The 18,129-nt window shown below is 45.3% G+C and carries 17 protein-coding genes and 5 tRNA genes; 21 read left to right on the forward strand and 1 reads right to left on the reverse strand.

Annotation, left to right across the window (positions count from 1 at the left end; all coding sequences use genetic code 11):
- Positions 1–6 precede the first annotated feature (6 nt).
- The 20 genes from FTV29_RS00995 (at position 7) to rplL (ending at position 13,565) form a co-directional block, all read left to right on the forward strand.
- Positions 7–435: a thioesterase family protein gene (locus FTV29_RS00995; RefSeq protein ID WP_180074968.1), complete on the forward strand. Its 429-nt coding sequence runs from the start codon at positions 7–9 to the stop codon at positions 433–435.
- A 142-nt stretch (positions 436–577) separates the two neighbouring features.
- A complete protein-coding gene (locus FTV29_RS01000; protein ID WP_167381258.1) occupies positions 578–904 on the forward strand; it encodes an H-NS family nucleoid-associated regulatory protein in 327 nt (108 codons plus the stop codon).
- Positions 905–1,085: 181 nt separating this feature from the next.
- Positions 1,086–1,829, forward strand: coding sequence for a type II secretion system protein N (gspN, locus tag FTV29_RS01005; RefSeq protein WP_100354887.1), 744 nt, complete (start codon positions 1,086–1,088; stop codon positions 1,827–1,829).
- Entirely contained in the window at positions 1,829–2,692 is an 864-nt protein-coding gene (locus FTV29_RS01010; protein ID WP_180074969.1) for a type II secretion system protein N, read from the forward strand. The genes gspN and FTV29_RS01010 overlap by 1 nt, the downstream gene beginning before the upstream one ends.
- A gap of 38 nt (positions 2,693–2,730) precedes the next feature.
- Positions 2,731–4,983 (forward strand): type II secretion system secretin GspD, encoded by a 2,253-nt coding sequence (gene gspD / locus FTV29_RS01015; protein WP_005173053.1) that lies wholly within the window; start codon positions 2,731–2,733, stop codon positions 4,981–4,983.
- Positions 4,984–5,045: 62 nt separating this feature from the next.
- Positions 5,046–5,705 carry an FHA domain-containing protein gene (locus FTV29_RS01020; protein WP_005095259.1) on the forward strand — a complete coding sequence of 220 codons (660 nt, stop codon included), beginning with the start codon at positions 5,046–5,048 and terminating at the stop codon, positions 5,703–5,705.
- Positions 5,706–5,783: 78 nt separating this feature from the next.
- Entirely contained in the window at positions 5,784–6,452 is a 669-nt protein-coding gene (gene gph / locus FTV29_RS01025; protein ID WP_100329455.1) for a phosphoglycolate phosphatase, read from the forward strand.
- Between the two features lie 108 nt (positions 6,453–6,560).
- Entirely contained in the window at positions 6,561–8,054 is a 1,494-nt protein-coding gene (gene trpE, locus FTV29_RS01030; RefSeq protein ID WP_005095263.1) for an anthranilate synthase component I, read from the forward strand.
- 98 nt (positions 8,055–8,152) lie between these two features.
- Positions 8,153–8,228, forward strand: a tRNA-Thr gene (locus FTV29_RS01035).
- Between the two features lie 54 nt (positions 8,229–8,282).
- A tRNA-Tyr gene (locus tag FTV29_RS01040) sits at positions 8,283–8,366 on the forward strand.
- 38 nt (positions 8,367–8,404) lie between these two features.
- Positions 8,405–8,480: transfer RNA gene (locus tag FTV29_RS01045), tRNA-Gly, on the forward strand.
- Between the two features lie 17 nt (positions 8,481–8,497).
- Positions 8,498–8,572 (forward strand) — tRNA-Thr (locus tag FTV29_RS01050).
- Positions 8,573–8,722: 150 nt separating this feature from the next.
- The gene (gene tuf / locus FTV29_RS01055; RefSeq protein WP_005095265.1) at positions 8,723–9,913 is read left to right on the forward strand and encodes an elongation factor Tu; all 1,191 of its coding nucleotides are present in this window, start codon (positions 8,723–8,725) and stop codon (positions 9,911–9,913) included.
- A 52-nt stretch (positions 9,914–9,965) separates the two neighbouring features.
- Positions 9,966–10,041, forward strand: a tRNA-Trp gene (locus FTV29_RS01060).
- Positions 10,042–10,115: 74 nt separating this feature from the next.
- Positions 10,116–10,556, forward strand: a complete 441-nt coding sequence (gene secE, locus FTV29_RS01065; protein WP_005095267.1) for a preprotein translocase subunit SecE — start codon at positions 10,116–10,118, stop codon at positions 10,554–10,556.
- Positions 10,557–10,563: 7 nt separating this feature from the next.
- Positions 10,564–11,097: a transcription termination/antitermination protein NusG gene (gene nusG, locus FTV29_RS01070; protein ID WP_004278615.1), complete on the forward strand. Its 534-nt coding sequence runs from the start codon at positions 10,564–10,566 to the stop codon at positions 11,095–11,097.
- Between the two features lie 119 nt (positions 11,098–11,216).
- The gene (gene rplK, locus FTV29_RS01075) at positions 11,217–11,645 is read left to right on the forward strand and encodes a 50S ribosomal protein L11 (protein WP_004278614.1); all 429 of its coding nucleotides are present in this window, start codon (positions 11,217–11,219) and stop codon (positions 11,643–11,645) included.
- Between the two features lie 3 nt (positions 11,646–11,648).
- A complete protein-coding gene (rplA, locus tag FTV29_RS01080) occupies positions 11,649–12,344 on the forward strand; it encodes a 50S ribosomal protein L1 (protein WP_005095271.1) in 696 nt (231 codons plus the stop codon).
- 300 nt (positions 12,345–12,644) lie between these two features.
- Positions 12,645–13,151 carry a 50S ribosomal protein L10 gene (rplJ, locus tag FTV29_RS01085; RefSeq protein WP_005095272.1) on the forward strand — a complete coding sequence of 169 codons (507 nt, stop codon included), beginning with the start codon at positions 12,645–12,647 and terminating at the stop codon, positions 13,149–13,151.
- 48 nt (positions 13,152–13,199) lie between these two features.
- A complete protein-coding gene (rplL, locus tag FTV29_RS01090) occupies positions 13,200–13,565 on the forward strand; it encodes a 50S ribosomal protein L7/L12 (protein ID WP_005095274.1) in 366 nt (121 codons plus the stop codon).
- Positions 13,566–13,628: 63 nt separating this feature from the next.
- On the opposite strand, the gene FTV29_RS01095 is transcribed toward rplL, so the two are convergent.
- Positions 13,629–13,880, reverse strand: coding sequence for a hypothetical protein (locus tag FTV29_RS01095; RefSeq protein WP_034608820.1), 252 nt, complete (start codon positions 13,878–13,880; stop codon positions 13,629–13,631).
- Here FTV29_RS01095 and rpoB point away from each other — a divergent pair.
- The gene (gene rpoB, locus FTV29_RS01100; protein ID WP_005095277.1) at positions 13,874–17,962 is read left to right on the forward strand and encodes a DNA-directed RNA polymerase subunit beta; all 4,089 of its coding nucleotides are present in this window, start codon (positions 13,874–13,876) and stop codon (positions 17,960–17,962) included. The two genes, FTV29_RS01095 and rpoB, sit on opposite strands and share 7 nt — an antisense overlap.
- Positions 17,963–18,129: the final 167 nt, after the last annotated feature.

Consider the following 18,129-nt stretch of genomic DNA (forward strand, 5'->3'; position numbering starts at 1 on the left):
ATCATCATGTCAGAATTACAAAAATATCCAGTGGTTTATGCACAGAGCGTGGCATGGGGAGACATGGATGCATTGGGCCATGTGAATAATGCCATGTATTATCGTTACATAGAAAATGCACGTCTGGCTTATCTGAATGCATTGGATTTACTGAATGAATCGGTCTCTACGGTGGTCTCTTCAAATCAGTGCCGTTATTTAAAACCGGTGGTTTTTCCAGATCATTTAAAAATTGCAGCACGTATTGAAGAGATTCGAAATAGTGCATTCCGCATGCATTATTTATTATGGAGTGAAAAACAGCAAAGTATAGTAGCAACTTCTGAAGCGGTTATTGTTTGTATTGATCAAAAAACCCTGCAGAAAACTCAAATTCCAGAACATATCCGAAAGAAAATCGAAGCACTTGAATTAACAGCCGGACATGAAATCTAAAAAATGAATTGATTATTTAATTTTGTCATTATTTCTAAACTTTATTGTTATTGATTTAAATATTTATATTGAATGTTTTATTTAATATAAATATGATGGGGTATTATTTAACAAAACAAATAATATTATTTAATCGGAGAGCATTATGCCAGATATTACTCATTTATCAGTAGAAGAGTTAAAGCGTTTACAAGCCGAAGCAGAATCACTGATTGCTTCAAAAAAAGACCAAGAGATCGAAGATGCTTATCAGCAAATCTTGGCCGTTGCTGACAAAGTAGGTATGACGGTTGAACAGTTACTTGAATTTGGCGCGTCTAAACGCAAGAAATCATCACGTAAATCGGTAGAGCCACGTTATCGTAGCAAAAGCAACCCAGATGATACCTGGACGGGTCGTGGCAAGCAGCCGCGCTGGTTGGTGGCAGAGCTGGACAAAGGTGCCAAGCTTGAAGATTTCTTGATCTAAGCCTCGATTTGATCTCGTCATTAGGCTGTCATACAGACAGTCTAAGATTGCTGAACCAAGCATGATTGCTTGGTTTTTTTATATCTATGAATTGGCGTTGGGAAAAAAGTGTGCATAATGTGTCTGTATAAGGAAAACATTATAAATGGGGATTTAGACTTGAGATATTGGTCGTGGTGGGATGAGCAATAAACCTAAAACTTTAAAATGGTTCATCCTTGCGCTTGTGGCGTTTTTTGTCTTTGTGATCCTGCAAGTGCCAGCTGCCTGGTTGATTTCAAAATTTTATAAAAATAATCAGGCCTTGCACAATGTAAACGGGAATATCTGGCAGGGCAGTGCTGACTGGAAAAAAGGTAATTTGCGGGGCAGCCTGAACTGGAAAGTACGGCCATTGGACTTGCTGTTGCTGCGAGTTGGGGCAGATGTTGAATTGCATAGCGGCAATACTCAGCTTTCAGGGATCATGGGCTATGGGCTGAATAAAGCCTTGATCGTCAAAAATCTTGAGGGTCAGCTCGCGCCGGAAACCTTAAAAAAAGTGGCAGACTGGCAATGGCCAGCGACTGCTATTCAGTTTAAAGAGCTGGATTTTAAATATAAACAGGAACAAGGCTTCAGTCAGGTGACCGGGCAAATGCAATGGGCGGGTGGTGAGCTGATTTATAGCTTTGCCCAGCGTCAGGAACGTATGAATGTACCGGCCATGACCGGACAACTGGCAGATGAGAGCGGACAGCTCTTACTCGACGTTCGGGATAACCGAGAGCAACGTATGCTGAATATCAAGCTTGATCCCAGTCTGATGCTCGATATCCAGCTCACCCAGCGCTTTTTAATGAATGCACCCTCCTATGAAGGTAAAGCTGGCCTGGATACTTATGTGATTAGTACCCGCCAACCCCTAATGGGAGGCTTGAACTAATGGCCATTTCTCTTGGCGATCTAAAAAATATCGATCTGAAACAGGCCAATCGTGTTGCGCCTGTCGTGTTGCTGTTGTTGATTCTATATTTATGCTGGAAACTGGCGGCCATGTTCTGGTTGCTGATTGCGCCACCTCAAGCTATGCAGCTGGATCGGGTGGAACTGGGTTCACAACAGGCGCAAATCCCCAATATCAGTGCATTTTCGCTGTTTCAGGAAAGTGGACAAACAGCAGCAGGAGCAGAAGCTGCCAATATTCTTTTGCAAGGCGTGGTGGTTGCCAGTCCAAGCTATAACTCTTCTGCGGTGCTGAAAGTCAATGATCAGGTGGATCGTTATCGCGTTGGAGAAATGCTGGGCAATAGTGGTTTTGAGCTGGCCGAGGTCTATTGGGATCGGGTCATTCTGCGCAGAGCAACCGGTGCCACTCAAGAAGTGTTATTTAAGGGTCTGGAAAATGGCTTGAATCAGCCGATCGTGCCGGCAACCCCAGCATCTAATATGATGTCTGCTCCATCTTCGACTATGAATAGCGCAGCTGAAGCACAAAATCTGCCTTCAGCGCAAAATGAAATCGGTCGGGCAATCCAGCAGATGCAGGAAAATAAGGATCAGTATTTACAGCATATGGGGGTCAGTGCGTCGGATGGAGGCTTTGAAATCACTTCCCGGACACCAGCTGCACTGCGTAATCGACTCGGTTTAAGACCGGGAGACCGGATTTTATCTTTAAACGGTCAGACGCTATCGCAGGGGCAAACCGAGGCGCAATTACTGGAACAGGCTCGACGTGAAGGTCAGGTCAAACTCGAAATAAAACGTGGTGATCAGACGATGACCATACAACAAGATTTGAAGTGATGTGTCATCACGCATAGGGTTAGGAAACACAAAAGTTTATGGCTTTATTTAATAATAATCGATCAGCATGGGCATGTTGTGTGGCCGCCCCGCTCGTAGCAATGATCAGTACGGCGGGTTATGCGCAAACCTGGAAAATCAACCTGCGGGATGCTGACCTCACCGCATTCATTAATGAAGTGGCTGACATTACCGGCAAGAACTTCGCAGTCGATCCGCGGGTGCGTGGTAATGTTACCGTTATTTCCAATAAAGCACTGAATAAAAATGAAGTCTATGACCTGTTTTTAGGTGTGCTCAATGTCAATGGTGTGGTGGCGATTCCTTCGGGCAATACCATCAAGCTGGTACCGGACAGCAATGTCAAAAGCTCGGGCATTCCCTATGATGCCAGAAGCCGTGCCAGTGGTGACCAGATCGTGACTCGGGTATTGTGGCTGGAAAATACCAATCCGAATGATCTGATTCCAGCACTGCGCCCTTTGATGCCGCAATTTGCCCATCTGGCAGCAGTGCCGGGCACCAATGCGCTGATCGTATCAGATCGGGCCAATAATATTTATCAGCTGGAAACCATCATTCGTAATCTGGATGGCACCGGTCAAAATGATATGGAAGCGGTCAGTCTACAATCGAGTCAGGCCGAGGAAATGATCGAGCTGATCGAGTCCATGACAGCCACGGGTGCAGCCAAAGATGTTCGTGGTTCGCGGGTACGTGTCATCGCAGATACCCGCACCAACCGGATTATCATTAAAGGTGATCCGACGACGCGTAAGCGGCTGCGTCAAATGATTGAAACCCTGGATGTGCCGGCGGCAGACCGTCTGGGCGGCTTGAAAGTCTTTCGTTTGAAATATGCCAGTGCCAAGAATCTGGCAGAGATCTTGCAGGGACTGGTGACAGGGCAGGCGGTGAACAGTAGTTCAAATTCCACTGGCACGTCTTCGGGTTCATCTTCCCTGAGTTCGAATAACAGTTTAAACAATAACAACAGTAGCAACACCAGCGGAAATAATACTTCCTCCGCTATTCAGTTGAATACCGGCATGAACGCCGAGCAGGGTGGAATTAGCAGCTTTAGCGCAAACGGGGTGAGTATTATTGCCGATGCCACGCAAAACTCTTTGGTGGTTAAGGCCGATCCGCAATTGATGCGGGAAATCGAATCAGCAATTAATCAGCTGGATATTCGCCGTCAACAGGTACTGATTGAAGCTGCCATTATCGAAGTAGAAGGTACAGATGCCGATCAGCTTGGGGTGCAATGGGCCTTGGGAGATATCAGTAGCGGTATTGGGCTGATTAACTTTGATAATTTTGGTACCAGTCTAAAAAATGTGGCAGCCGGTTATCTCACCGGCGGTGGTGCAGGTGCTGCAAGTACCGTGGGAGCTGGGACTTCGTTGGTGCTTGGTGATTATCGTGAAGGCAGTGATGGTTCACGCCGTCTGTATGGTGCGCTGATTCAGGCCTTAAAAGAAAGCACCAAGTCCAATCTGTTGTCTACGCCATCCATTGTGACCATGGACAACGAAGAAGCCTATATTGTGGTCGGTGAAAACGTACCCTTTGTGACAGGCTCGGTTTCAACTGGCGCTGCTGGGGTGGCCAATCCCTATACCACGATTGAACGTAAAGATGTCGGGGTCACTTTAAAAGTGGTGCCGCATATTGGTGAAGATGGTACGGTGCGTCTGGAAGTGGAGCAGGAAGTATCGGCTGTTAATCGGGATCGTGGACAAGCGCAGGATCTGGTGACCAGCAAGCGTGCGATTAAAACTTCGATTCTGGCTGAAAATGGGCAAACCATTGTGCTGGGTGGTCTGATTTCGGATAACACCAGTTATGGCCGTCAGGCAGTTCCGGGTCTGGGCGCAATCCCTGGTCTTGGGCGTTTATTCCGTTCTGAAGGTAAATCTAATCAGAAACGTAATCTGCTGATCTTCATCCATCCAACGATTGTGGGGGATAAAAATGAAGTCAGTAAACTGACCCAGCAACGTTATAGCCAACTGTATAGTCTGCAACTGGCCCTGGATGCTGATGGTAATTTTGCCAAGCTGCCTGAACAGGTCGGTGATGTCTATCAACAGCGTATTCCGGTTTCGAAAACACCTTTACAAAATTCGTCTTATCAAACTGTGCCGACGGCTCCAGTGCCGACTCAGCCAGCTGCTGTGGTAGTCACGCCTGTCGCGATTGAGCCTGTGTTGCAGTCACAACCCGGACAACACGTCGAAAAGCGTAAAAATACCGTGACCACCACAACACTTAGACCGAAAAGCTAAGTGATGTAGCATGAACAAACAGCATGTTATGATAATGTCAAAGAGAAAAGAGAAGTAAATTCATGACTTGGAAAATACACGCGATTACAGGTGACTTGACAGGGCAAGAGATTAGCATTGACCGTGATATGCTGGTGGGACGTCATCAGGCCGCAGACATTGTGTTGCAGGCCGCAGAGATCTCGCGCAAACATGCTGCTTTCTTGCTCAAAGATGATGCGCTCTGGGTACAGGACTTAGGATCATCGAATGGCACTTTCGTCAATGATGTGCAGATTGCACAGGAAACCTTATTAAAACAGGATGATATCGTTCAGTTTGCCAGCCTGAAATTTTCCGTGTTGGCGCCTGTGGCTGCGGTAGAAGTTCCAGCAGAAATAGAAGCCACGGCAGAAAAAGTCGTGGCACAGGTTGAAGTGACTGAACCAACGCCAGCACAACAAATGAATGAGCAGGGTATACCGGAACTGACACAGCGAGATGCCTCAGTCCAGCTGACCCGAGATGGCATGCCAACCCATGTCGGGATTCCAAAACCAGCGCCGATTCCTGAAGGCGTCGATCTTGCTGCAGTGAAACCAGAACCTACGCCAATGCCGGTTGAGCAGCCTGTGTCACGGGTAGAGCAGGAAAAAGAAACCCAGAAAAATGTGTCTGTTGGTTTGATTTCAGTGATTGTATTGATTATTTTGGCAATTATGGCTTGGGTAATGTTCAAATAAGCCGATGATTGGTTACAATCAAGGCATGCACAGCGCATGCCTTTTTTGTGGCTGCGAATAATATAAAAGAGGGTCGGGATGTCTATTGCACAATTAGAACAGCGTGAACTGATCTTGTTTGATCTGGATGGTACTTTGGTTGATTCGGCGCATGACCTGTATCGTGCCATGAATATGAGCCTGAATGTGTTGCAATTGCCTTTGGTCACGGAAGAGCAGGTTCGTACCTGGGTGGGCAAGGGCACCTCGATATTTTGTGAAAGTGTATTGCTACATCTGGTCGGTGAAGTTACACCCGCACAGCATCAGGAGCTGCTGAATACTTTTCTGGATATTTATAATGTCGATCCTTGTGTCGACACCGTTCCATTTCCCGGGATTCTGAAGTTTCTCGACTGGGCCAAAGCGCAGGGCAAAACCCTGATCTGCGTCACCAATAAGCCGGAGCTTCCTGCTTGTGCTATTTTAGAGACATTGGATATGGCACATTATTTTGCCGAGACCATTGGTGGCGACCGTTTTAGCGAACGTAAACCGCATCCGCGTCAATTATTGCACTGTGTCGAACAGTATGGTGTAACGAAAGAACAGGTATTACTGATCGGGGATTCTTCCAATGATGTGGAGGCTGCACGTCGCGCCGGGATTGATTGTATTGTGGTGAGCTACGGCTATAATCACGGTGAAAATATAGCAGACTGTCATCCTCAAGAAATTGTAGATGATCTACGTGAATTGCTTGCTTAATTAGGGTGTTAGGAAAATAAAATGAATAGTGATCAGGTTTTTCGATGGCGTCGCTCAGTTCAAGTCTATTTATACACTGAGTAAACCCAATTTAAAGAGAAAAACCGCATGACCACACAAGCACAATTCCAGCAACTTGCTGCACAAGGCTATAACCTGATTCCAGTGTACCGTCAGCGTCTGGCCGATACGGATACCCCACTTTCTATTTTCGCGCGTCTTAAGCAGCATCAGCAGGCTTATCTGTTTGAATCTGTCGAAGGTGGAGAAAACTGGGCACGCTATTCGATTATTGGGCTGGGCGAATCTACGGTATTTTCCTGTAATGCCGGTGAACTGACGGTACAGCATGCGGACGGCTCGATTGAAAAGCAGCACTGTGCAGATCCTTTTCACTATATTCGTGACTTTCAGGCTCAGTTTAAAGTGCCGACCCAACAGGACTTGCCTGCATTGCCAAGCTTCACTGGCGGTCTGGTGGGCTACTTTGGTTATGATGCCGTGCGTTATATTGAACCAAAACTCAAAAATGTGCCTGAAGCAGATCCGGTTGGCTTGCCTGATATCTGGATGATGTTGTCTAAAACCGTCATTGTCTTTGACAATTTAAAAGATACCTTATTTCTGATTGTGCATGCCGATGCAGCTGACCCGATTGCTTATGAAAAAGCACATGAACAATTGAATGAATTGGAAAATATTCTGGCAACACCGATTAGCCTGAAAGCTGAAAAACATAGTCCGCCACATTTTGAATCTCTAACCGGACATGACAACTTTATTGCCTCGGTTGAAAAGGTCAAAGAATATATTCGTGCCGGCGATGTGATGCAGGTGGTGCCCGGGCATCGTATGGTGTCAGATTTCGATGGTGATCCTTTGCAGGTCTATCGTGCGCTACGTCATCTGAATCCTTCGCCGTATCTGTTTCTGGTACAAGGGCAAACCTTGGAAAACAATACACCGTTCCATATTGTCGGTTCTTCGCCAGAGATTCTGTCACGTCTGGAAAATGGCATTGCCACAGTGCGTCCTTTAGCAGGCACACGACCACGTGGCAAAACCAAGGAAGAAGATCTGGCCCTTGAGCAAGACTTGCTCTCTGATGAAAAAGAAATTGCCGAACATGTCATGCTGATTGACTTGGGTCGCAATGACGTCGGACGCATTGCAAAAATTGGTAAAGTTCAAGTGACTGATCAAATGGTGATCGAACGTTATTCGCATGTCATGCATATTGTCTCGAATGTACAGGGTGAAGTGCGTGACGATGTCGATGCCTTGGATGTTTTTAAGGCAACTTTCCCTGCCGGTACGCTTTCAGGTGCACCAAAAATTCGTGCCATGGAAATTATTGACGAAGTTGAGCCGGTAAAACGCGGAATTTTTGGAGGCGCTGTCGGTTATTTAGGCTGGCACGGCGAAATGGACATGTCGATTGCGATTCGTACCTGTGTGATCCGTGAAAATAAAGTCTATGTTCAGGCCGGAGCAGGACTGGTTGCCGACTCAAATCCCGAATCTGAATGGAATGAAACCCAAATAAAAGCTCGCGCAGTGATCAAAGCGGTTGAATTATCATCAAATGGTTTGATTTTATGAGTTTTTGAGGTTTTTTTTGAAAAAAACACTTGCATGGTTTGTGAGTTTTGCTAAACTGCACACCGTTCCGATACGAAACGTACGAAACACTAAGAAACGCCGGCATAGCTCAGTTGGTAGAGCAACTGACTTGTAATCAGTAGGTCCACAGTTCGAATCCGTGTGCCGGCACCATCTTGGAGAGTTTCAAGGGTTGAGTAAAGAACAGCACTGATGTAAGTGTAAAATGGTGAGGTTCCCGAGCGGTCAAAGGGGGCGGACTGTAACTCCGCTACGAAAGTTTCGAAGGTTCGAATCCTTCCCTCACCACCAATTTTAATACTTCAATAAGTGGTTTGTACCAACATCGTGCGGGAGTAGCTCAGTTGGTAGAGCGGTAGCCTTCCAAGCTGCATGTCGCGAGTTCGACCCTCGTCTCCCGCTCCATTGAAGTGCTAATATTTGCTCTTATAGCTCAGTGGTAGAGCACTCCCTTGGTAAGGGAGAGGTCTCGAGTTCAAATCTCGATAAGAGCTCCAGATTACAGTTTAGCAATTTTTATTGCACAATATTTCAGAAGCAGGCTATTTAGTCTGCTTTTCAAGTATTTGGTATTTGGTTTTTTAAAACGACATGTCGGAACTGGGTTTTACTCAGAATTGTGTTCGACGTAAACGAGGAGTATTAACATGGCTAAGGCTAAGTTTGAACGTAATAAGCCACACGTTAACGTGGGCACAATTGGTCACGTCGACCATGGTAAAACAACTTTAACAGCTGCGATTGCAACTGTATGTGCGAAGAAATTCGGTGGCGAAGCGCGTGATTACGCTGCAATCGACTCTGCACCAGAAGAAAAAGCACGTGGTATTACAATTAATACTTCACACGTAGAATACGATTCTCCAACTCGTCACTACGCTCACGTAGACTGCCCGGGCCACGCCGATTATGTTAAAAACATGATTACTGGTGCTGCTCAGATGGACGGCGCGATCCTTGTATGTGCTGCGACTGATGGTCCTATGCCACAGACTCGTGAACACATCCTGCTTTCTCGTCAGGTAGGTGTACCTTACATCGTTGTATTCTTGAACAAATGCGACCTTGTAGACGACGAAGAGCTTCTTGAACTGGTTGAAATGGAAGTTCGTGAACTTCTTTCTACTTATGACTTCCCGGGCGATGACACTCCAGTAATCCGCGGTTCTGCACTTGCTGCACTTAACGGTGAAGCTGGTCAGTATGGCGAAGACGCTGTTGTTGCACTGGTTGAAGCACTTGACTCTTACATTCCAGAGCCAGAACGTGCAATCGACCTTCCATTCCTTATGCCAATTGAAGACGTATTCTCAATCTCTGGTCGTGGTACAGTAGTAACTGGCCGTGTAGAGACTGGTATTGTTAAAGTAGGCGAATCAGTTGAAATCGTTGGTATCCGTGATACTCAAGTAACTACAGTTACTGGCGTTGAAATGTTCCGTAAATTGCTTGACGAAGGTCGTGCAGGCGAGAACTGTGGTGTTCTTCTACGTGGTACTAAGCGTGAAGACGTACAACGTGGTCAAGTATTGACTAAACCAGGTGCGATCAAGCCACATACTAAATTCGATGCGGAAGTATACGTACTTTCTAAAGAAGAAGGTGGTCGTCACACTCCATTCCTTAACGGTTACCGTCCACAGTTCTACTTCCGTACTACGGACGTAACTGGTGCGATCGCGCTTAAAGAAGGCGTGGAAATGGTTATGCCTGGTGACAACGTTGAGATGTCAGTAGAGCTAATCCACCCAATCGCAATGGACCCAGGTCTACGTTTTGCGATCCGTGAAGGCGGTCGTACAGTGGGTGCTGGTGTAGTTGCTAAAGTAACTGCATAATCATAGAATAAGATAAACGGGTTGGGGTTTCGGCTCCAACTTGTTATTTTGCAGGTCAGTAGTTCAATTGGTAGAGCGTCGGTCTCCAAAACCGAATGTTGGGGGTTCGAGTCCCTCCTGACCTGCCAAGTTTTGAAAAAGACGCTTGATGTCGGCAAAATTGGTCATATAATAAGTCGCGAAACCTACGACGAGTACAAAAATGTCGAATGAAAAATCACGCGACGCATTAGGCGAAGCGGCAATTCCTCAAAGAAATAATCCTGCAGTAGATGTAAGTTCTGGTTCTCCATTAGACATGGTTCTATGGGTTATCGCCTTGATTTTATTGGTTGGTGCAATGATGGTAAACCAATATTTACCAGCATACTGGGCCCCTGCGAATGATATTTGGGTGCGTGTTGGGGTGATTTTGGCTTGTATCGTTGCAGCATTCGGTTTATTATACGCCACCCATCAAGGCAAAGGCTTTATTCGTCTGCTGAAAGATGCACGAATCGAGCTCCGTCGAGTGACCTGGCCTACCAAGCAAGAGACTGTGTCCACATCTTGGCAAGTTCTTGTTGTAGTCGTAATTACCTCCATTGTTTTATGGTGTTTCGATTATATTTTAGGCTGGTTAATCAAGTTTATTATCGGGTAAGAGAGCTATGAAACGTTGGTACATTATTCATGCCTATTCAGGTTATGAAAAACAAGTAATGCGTTCGCTTAATGATCGAATCCAGCGTAGCGCTGTTGCCGATAGCTTTGGTGAAGTCCTGGTTCCTACCGAAGAAGTGGTAGAAATGAAGGATGGCAAGAAACGTAAATCAGAGCGCAAGTTCTTTCCTGGCTATGTTCTAGTCGAAATGGAAATGAATGACGACACTTGGCACATTGTTAAAGAATGTCCGAAAGTTTTAGGCTTTATTGGTGGTACGGCGGAAAAACCGGCGCCAATTACGCAAAAAGAAGCCGATGCGATTCTTGCGCGTGTACGCAATACTGGTGAAGCACCTCGTCCTAAGACGATGTTTGAACCAGGCGAAGAATTACTCGTAGTTGACGGTCCATTCACAGACTTTAAAGGTGTGGTGGAAGAAGTTCAGTACGAAAAGTCACGTTTAACGCTGACCATTAATGTATTTAACCGTCCAACTCAAGTTGAACTGGAATTTCGTCAAGTCGAAAAATCAGTTTAATTGGTTTGGGTTGAAAACGCCTGATTTGCGTGCAAATCAGGCATTGTTGTTGTAACGGTATCGTTACTTGAAATCATTGGGGAGCCTTCACCGGCGTTTGCACCCAGAGGTAATTTGAAATGGCTAAGAAGATTGACGGCTATATCAAGCTGCAAGTTCCAGCTGGTAAAGCGAATCCATCTCCACCGATTGGTCCTGCACTAGGTCAACGTGGTGTGAACATCATGGCATTCTGTAAAGAATTCAATGCTGCGACACAAAAAGTTGAAGCTGGTCTACCAATTCCAGTCGTGATCACTGTGTACAACGACAAGTCGTTCACATTCATCATGAAAACTCCACCTGCTGCTGTTCTTCTTAAGAAAGCTGCTGGTATCCAGAAGGGTTCAGCTGTACCTAACAAAACTAAAGTTGGTAAGTTGACTCGTGCTCAAATCGAAGAAATCGCGACTACTAAAGAACCAGATTTGACTGGTGCTGATTTAGACGCACGTGTACGTACCATTGCTGGTTCTGCGCGTTCTATGGGCTTGGAAGTGGAGCTTTAAGACATGGCTAAATTAACTAAACGTCAAAAAGCGATCGTAGCTGCTGTAGAAGCGCACAAAGTTTACACGCTAGAAGAAGCTGTTGCAGTTTTAGAGAGCCTTCCAGCTCCTAAATTCAAAGAATCTTTGGATATCGCGGTAAACCTAGGTGTTGATCCTCGTAAATCTGACCAAGTTGTTCGTGGCGCGACTACACTTCCTGCAGGTACGGGTAAAACTGTACGTGTAGCTGTATTCGCTCAAGGCGCTGCTGCTGAAGCTGCTAAAGCTGAAGGCGCAGACGTTGTTGGTTTCGATGATCTTGCTGAAAGCATCCAAGCGGGTAACCTTGACTTTGACGTTGTAATTGCTGCTCCAGATGCAATGCGCGTTGTAGGTAAACTTGGTACGATCCTTGGTCCACGTGGCTTAATGCCAAACCCTAAAGTGGGTACGGTAACTCCTGACGTAGCAACTGCAGTTAAAAATGCAAAAGCTGGTCAAGCACGTTACCGCGTAGACAAGGCGGGTATTATCCACGCTGCGATCGGTCAAGTAGGTTTCACTGCTGAAGCTGTTCGTTCAAACGTTGAAGCACTCGTTGCTGACTTGAAACGTTTAAAGCCTGCGACTTCTAAAGGCGTATACATTCAAAAGATCACTTTGAGCTCAACTATGGGTCCTGGTTTGATCGTTGATGTAGCAAACGTTTCTAAATAAGTCTCGACTTATACAGAATTTTAAAGCCCTGAGTAAGTTTTAAAGCACTGCTTTAAAACTTACGCAAGAAACGCTCCGTCGTATTTTGCAAACTTAGGCAAACTTTGAATTGATAAATGAAAATTTATCAGCGTCAAAGACCGCGGGCGAGGGGAGTTTTATGCTTCGCTCTTAATCGTCCAGCCTGCGTAGACGCGGTGGTGTGATTTGTTCATCCTCCGCGTGTTAGTCCAGTGATGGATTAACGAATTGGGAGTGTACTTCGCGTAAGTACATAAATCACCGTTAGGAGGTTTTACAATGGCTCTTCTTATCGAAGGCAAAAAACAGATCGTAGCTGAAGTAACTGAAGTTGCTTCTACTGCATTTGCCGCTGTTGTTGCTGACTATCAAGGTTTAACTGTTGAGCAATTAACTGCTCTTCGCGTTGAAGCTCGTAAACTAGGTGTTCACACACGTATCGTGCGTAACACTTTGGCTAAACGCGCTCTTCAAGATACTCAATTCAATATCTTGAACGACAACCTTGTTGGCCCAACAATCTTAGCTTTCTCGACTTCTGAAGACGACATGGGTGCTGCTGCACGTTTGTTCGAAGAATTCGCTAAAACTAATAAAGCATTTGAACTTAAAGCTGCTGCATTTGATGGCAAACTTTATCAAGGCGAAGAAGTTAGCGTTATCGCGAATCTTCCGAACCAAGAGAAAGCGCTTACTATGCTTGCAAACGTTCTTCAAGCTCCTATTTCGAAATTGGGCCGCTTACTTACAGCGCTTCAAGAGAAAAACGAGTCAGAAGCTGCTTAAGCTCAAACTTACACACACATCATTCAATACCCATTTGGAGTTAATCTCATGGCTTTAACAAACGAAGAAATCCTAAACGCAGTTGCTGAAAAAACTGTTCTTGAACTTGTTGAACTTATTTCTGCTTTCGAAGAGAAATTCAACGTTTCTGCTGCTGCTGTAGCTGTTGCTGCTGGTCCTGCTGCTGCTGCTGCTGAAGAGCAATCTGAATTCAATGTTGAATTGACTTCTTTTGGCGCAAACAAAGTTGCTGTAATTAAAGCAGTTCGTGAAGCAACTGGCCTTGGCTTGAAAGAAGCTAAAGACATGGTTGAAAGCGCTCCTACAGTTCTTAAAGAAGGCGTTTCTAAAGAAGAAGGCGAAGAACTTAAGAAGAAACTTGAAGAAGCTGGTGCTACAGTTACTCTTAAGTAATAGCTTAAGGGAGCCGGTTTTTTTATAATCAGCTCCAAAAATTGGCTGATGGCTCTTGGGTCATCAGCCTTTTTGCGTTACAATAATCGGCTCGATTTTTGTTTGCATGATATAAAAATCATACAAATTAAAAATAAACATAATGAACAAACGTTTACCAATATTTTTCAGTAAAAAAATATTGATAAGCGTTTTAATACCACTAAAAATTGCAGCATTTGTAAAGAGTGGTGGCCATATCGGCCAGCGTAATTCCTTCTGAGCCCGTTCTGCAGGCGGGCTTGGTTTACACTTTCCGAGGACTCCAGATGGCATACTCATATACCGAAAAGAAACGGATCCGTAAGAATTTTGGTAAATTGCCTAGCGTTATGGATGCTCCGTACCTGCTCGCGATTCAAGTCGACTCGTACAGAACGTTCTTACAAGATGGCAAATCACCAAAAAACCGCGAAGATATCGGTCTCCAAGCCGCATTTCGTTCAGTTTTTCCTATAGAAAGTTATTCTGGCAATGCTGCTTTAGAATTTGTTGAGTATAGTCTTGGTAAGCCTGAGTTTGATGTACGCGAATGTATTCTTCGTGGCTCAACTTATGCAGCACCAATGCGTGTAAAAATTCGTTTGATCCTGAAAGATCGTGAAACGAAGTCAATTAAAGACGTACGTGAACAAGAAGTCTATATGGGCGAAATGCCATTGATGACGGATAACGGGACCTTTGTAATTAATGGTACCGAGCGTGTAATCGTATCTCAATTACACCGTTCACCAGGCGTATTCTTTGACCACGATAAAGGTAAGACTCACTCAAGTGGTAAAGTCCTTTATTCAGCGCGTATCATTCCTTACCGTGGTTCATGGTTAGATTTTGAATTCGATGCCAAAGACCTGGTCTATGTACGTATTGACCGTCGTCGTAAATTACTTGCGACTGTGGTGCTGCGTGCGCTGGGTTATAGCAACGAAAACATTCTCAACATGTTCTACGAGAAAGTCCCTGTATATCTTGACATGGGTAGCTATCAAATTGACTTGGTGCCGGAACGTCTGCGCGGCGAAATGGCACAATTTGACATCTTGGATAAAGATGGCAAGGCAATCGTTGAACAAGGTAAACGTATTAACGCGCGTCATGTACGTCAGATGGAAGCTTCAGGTCTTGAAAAACTTGCAGTGCCTGATGAGTATTTGTATGAGCGTATCACGGCTGAAGACATCGCATTAAAAGATGGCGACGTGATTGCTGCAAATACCGTATTGAGCCATGAAGTCATGGTGAAAATTGCAGAAGGCGGCGTGAAGCAGTTTAATGTTCTGTTCACCAATGATATCGACCGTGGTTCATTCGTTGCAGATTCTCTACGTGCAGATACTACGACCACTCGTGAAGAAGCATTGGTCGAAATCTACAAAGTCATGCGTCCGGGCGAGCCACCAACCAAAGAAGCAGCTGAGAACCTGTTCAATAACCTGTTCTTCTCTTCTGAGCGTTATGACTTGTCTCCAGTCGGTCGTATGAAGTTCAACCGTCGTTTGGGTCGTCCTTATGAAGTGGGTACAGACCAGAAGTCGCGTGAAGTTGAAGGTATTCTCTCGAACGAAGATATCACTGATGTATTGAAAACATTAGTTGAAATCCGTAACGGTAAAGGTGAAGTCGACGATATCGATCACTTGGGTAACCGTCGTGTTCGTTCTGTGGGCGAAATGACAGAAAACCAATTCCGTGTCGGTCTGGTTCGTGTAGAACGTGCTGTTAAAGAACGTTTATCTCAAGCTGAAACAGACAACCTGTCTCCGCAAGATCTAATCAATGCGAAGCCTGTTGCTGCTGCAATCAAAGAATTCTTTGGTTCAAGCCAGTTGTCTCAGTTCATGGATCAAAACAACCCGTTGTCTGAAATCACGCACAAGCGTCGTGTATCAGCACTTGGTCCCGGTGGTTTGACGCGTGAACGTGCGGGCTTTGAAGTACGTGACGTACATCAAACGCATTACGGTCGTGTATGTCCAATTGAAACGCCGGAAGGTCCAAACATTGGTTTGATCAACTCGCTTTCTGTATATGCTAAAGCGAACAACTTCGGTTTCCTGGAAACGCCTTACCGTAAAGTAGTTGATGGCCGTGTAACCATGGACATTGAATACCTGTCTGCGATTGAAGAAGTGGGTACTGTGATTGCACAGGCCGATTCTGCAGTAGATGCTGATGGTAATTTATTAGAAGAAGTTGTATCTGTACGTCACCAAGGTGACTTCGTACGCATGCCGCCGGAAAAAGTAACGCATATGGATGTATCTGCTCAGCAGGTTGTATCTGTGGCTGCGTCACTGATTCCGTTCCTTGAACACGATGATGCCAACCGTGCATTGATGGGTTCAAACATGCAACGTCAGGCTGTTCCTACGTTAATCGCTGACAAACCACTCGTAGGTACGGGTATGGAAGCGAACGTAGCACATGACTCTGGTGTATGTGTGATCGCTCAGCGTGGTGGTCGTATCGAGTTTGTTGATGCATCTCGTGTAGTCATTCGTGTGAACGAAGAAGAGATGATCGCAGGTGAGGCAGGTGTAGATATCTATAACCTGATCAAATACACCCGTTCAAACCAAAACACCTGTATCAACCAGAAAGTTCTGGTGAACCTGGGTGATAAAGTGGGTCGTGGTGACGTATTAGCTGATGGTCCATCGACTGATGGCGGTGAGCTAGCGCTTGGTCAAAACATGCGCGTCGCATTCATGACCTGGAACGGTTACAACTACGAAGACTCGATCTTACTTTCAGAGCGTGTACTTCAAGAAGACCGTTTAACCTCGATTCATATCCAGGAATTGTCATGTGTCGCACGTGATACTAAGCTTGGTGCTGAAGAAATCACGGCCGATATCCCGAATGTGGGTGAAGCAGCGCTTTCTAAACTTGATGAATCAGGTATTGTTTACATCGGTGCTGAAGTAACAGCAGGTGATATTCTTGTTGGTAAAGTGACGCCTAAAGGTGAAACGCAGCTAACGCCGGAAGAAAAATTGCTTCGTGCAATCTTCGGTGAAAAAGCAGCTGACGTTAAAGATTCATCTTTACGCGTTCCATCTGGTACCAAAGGTACTGTGATTGATGTTCAAGTGTTTACACGTGATGGTCTTGAAAAAGACGAACGTGCTCAAGCAATTGAAAAAGCTCAGCTTGATGCTTACCGTAAAGACTTGAAAGAAGAGTTCAAGATCTTTGAAGAAGCAGCACGTGAACGTGTAATTCGTTTGTTGAACGGTCAAGAGTCGAATGGTGGCGGTACCACTAAACGTGGCGACAAACTGTCTGAAGACGTGTTGTCTGGTTTAGAGCTTGTTGATCTTCTTGAAATTCAACCGGTTGATGAAGCAATCGCTGAACGTCTAACGCAAATTCAAGTGTTCTTGAAAGAGAAGAGCTTCGAAATTGACGAGAAATTTGCTGAGAAAAAACGCAAACTTTCTACAGGCGATGAGCTGACCACTGGCGTATTGAAAGTAGTTAAAGTTTATCTTGCGGTAAAACGTCGCATCCAGCCGGGTGATAAGATGGCCGGTCGTCACGGTAACAAGGGTGTTGTATCAAACATCTTGCCGGTAGAAGACATGCCACACGATGCCAATGGTGTACCTGTTGATATCGTACTGAACCCGCTGGGCGTACCATCGCGTATGAACGTGGGTCAGATTCTTGAAACTCACTTAGGTATGGCTGCCAAAGGTCTTGGCGATCAAATCGACAAGATGATGAAAGAACAGCGTACTGTACTTGAGCTTCGTGATTTCCTGGACAAGATTTATAACAAAGTTGGTGGCGAGCAAGAAGATCTTGACAGTTTGACTGATGAAGAAATCTTGAAACTTTCTGGTAACTTGCGTGCTGGTGTGCCTTTGGCAACACCTGTATTCGATGGTGCTGAAGAAGGTCAGATCAAAGAATTGTTACAACTTGCAGGTCTATCAAGTACTGGTCAGACAGTATTATATGATGGTCGTACTGGTGAGCGTTTCGACCGTCCAGTAACTGTAGGTTATATGTACATGCTGAAACTGAACCACTTAGTTGATGACAAGATGCATGCGCGTTCAACTGGTTCTTATTCTCTAGTCACGCAACAGCCGCTGGGTGGTAAAGCACAATTCGGTGGTCAGCGTTTCGGTGAGATGGAAGTCTGGGCACTAGAAGCTTACGGTGCAGCATATACGCTACAAGAAATGCTGACTGTGAAATCGGATGACGTTGAAGGCCGTACCCGTATCTACAAGAATATTGTAGATGGTAACCATTATATGGACCCGGGTATGCCTGAATCGTTCAACGTATTGACCAAAGAGATCCGTTCTTTAGGTATCAACATTGAACTGAAAAATGGTGACTAATTAGTTCCATTGAATCTCCCTTGCGAAGCAATGCTTCTCACCTCTTTAAGAAAGAGGGGAAAGTCCCTCTTTATAAAGGGGGATTTAGGGGGATTCTTGGGATTCCCAATTCAGTTAAAAACAATATTTGTGACCCAGTCGAGAAGTGAAAATCTCCTCGACACACG

The sequence above is a fragment of the Acinetobacter sp. YH12254 genome, from assembly GCF_013417415.1.
GTDB lineage: Bacteria > Pseudomonadota > Gammaproteobacteria > Pseudomonadales > Moraxellaceae > Acinetobacter > Acinetobacter pseudolwoffii.

What these genes read in the sequence shown, in the direction of transcription:
- FTV29_RS00995 (WP_180074968.1), top strand. Translation starts at nt 7, where the DNA reads ATGTCAGAATTACAAAAATATCCAGTGGTTTATGCACAGAGCGTGGCA.
- tuf (WP_005095265.1), top strand. Translation starts at nt 8,723, where the DNA reads ATGGCTAAGGCTAAGTTTGAACGTAATAAGCCACACGTTAACGTGGGC.
- FTV29_RS01095 (WP_034608820.1), bottom strand. Translation starts at nt 13,880, where the DNA reads ATGCCATCTGGAGTCCTCGGAAAGTGTAAACCAAGCCCGCCTGCAGAA.
- secE (WP_005095267.1), top strand. Translation starts at nt 10,116, where the DNA reads ATGTCGAATGAAAAATCACGCGACGCATTAGGCGAAGCGGCAATTCCT.
- rpoB (WP_005095277.1), top strand. Translation starts at nt 13,874, where the DNA reads ATGGCATACTCATATACCGAAAAGAAACGGATCCGTAAGAATTTTGGT.
- rplJ (WP_005095272.1), top strand. Translation starts at nt 12,645, where the DNA reads ATGGCTCTTCTTATCGAAGGCAAAAAACAGATCGTAGCTGAAGTAACT.
- FTV29_RS01020 (WP_005095259.1), top strand. Translation starts at nt 5,046, where the DNA reads ATGACTTGGAAAATACACGCGATTACAGGTGACTTGACAGGGCAAGAG.
- rplL (WP_005095274.1), top strand. Translation starts at nt 13,200, where the DNA reads ATGGCTTTAACAAACGAAGAAATCCTAAACGCAGTTGCTGAAAAAACT.
- rplA (WP_005095271.1), top strand. Translation starts at nt 11,649, where the DNA reads ATGGCTAAATTAACTAAACGTCAAAAAGCGATCGTAGCTGCTGTAGAA.
- gspD (WP_005173053.1), top strand. Translation starts at nt 2,731, where the DNA reads ATGGCTTTATTTAATAATAATCGATCAGCATGGGCATGTTGTGTGGCC.
- trpE (WP_005095263.1), top strand. Translation starts at nt 6,561, where the DNA reads ATGACCACACAAGCACAATTCCAGCAACTTGCTGCACAAGGCTATAAC.
- nusG (WP_004278615.1), top strand. Translation starts at nt 10,564, where the DNA reads ATGAAACGTTGGTACATTATTCATGCCTATTCAGGTTATGAAAAACAA.
- gph (WP_100329455.1), top strand. Translation starts at nt 5,784, where the DNA reads ATGTCTATTGCACAATTAGAACAGCGTGAACTGATCTTGTTTGATCTG.
- FTV29_RS01010 (WP_180074969.1), top strand. Translation starts at nt 1,829, where the DNA reads ATGGCCATTTCTCTTGGCGATCTAAAAAATATCGATCTGAAACAGGCC.
- gspN (WP_100354887.1), top strand. Translation starts at nt 1,086, where the DNA reads ATGAGCAATAAACCTAAAACTTTAAAATGGTTCATCCTTGCGCTTGTG.
- rplK (WP_004278614.1), top strand. Translation starts at nt 11,217, where the DNA reads ATGGCTAAGAAGATTGACGGCTATATCAAGCTGCAAGTTCCAGCTGGT.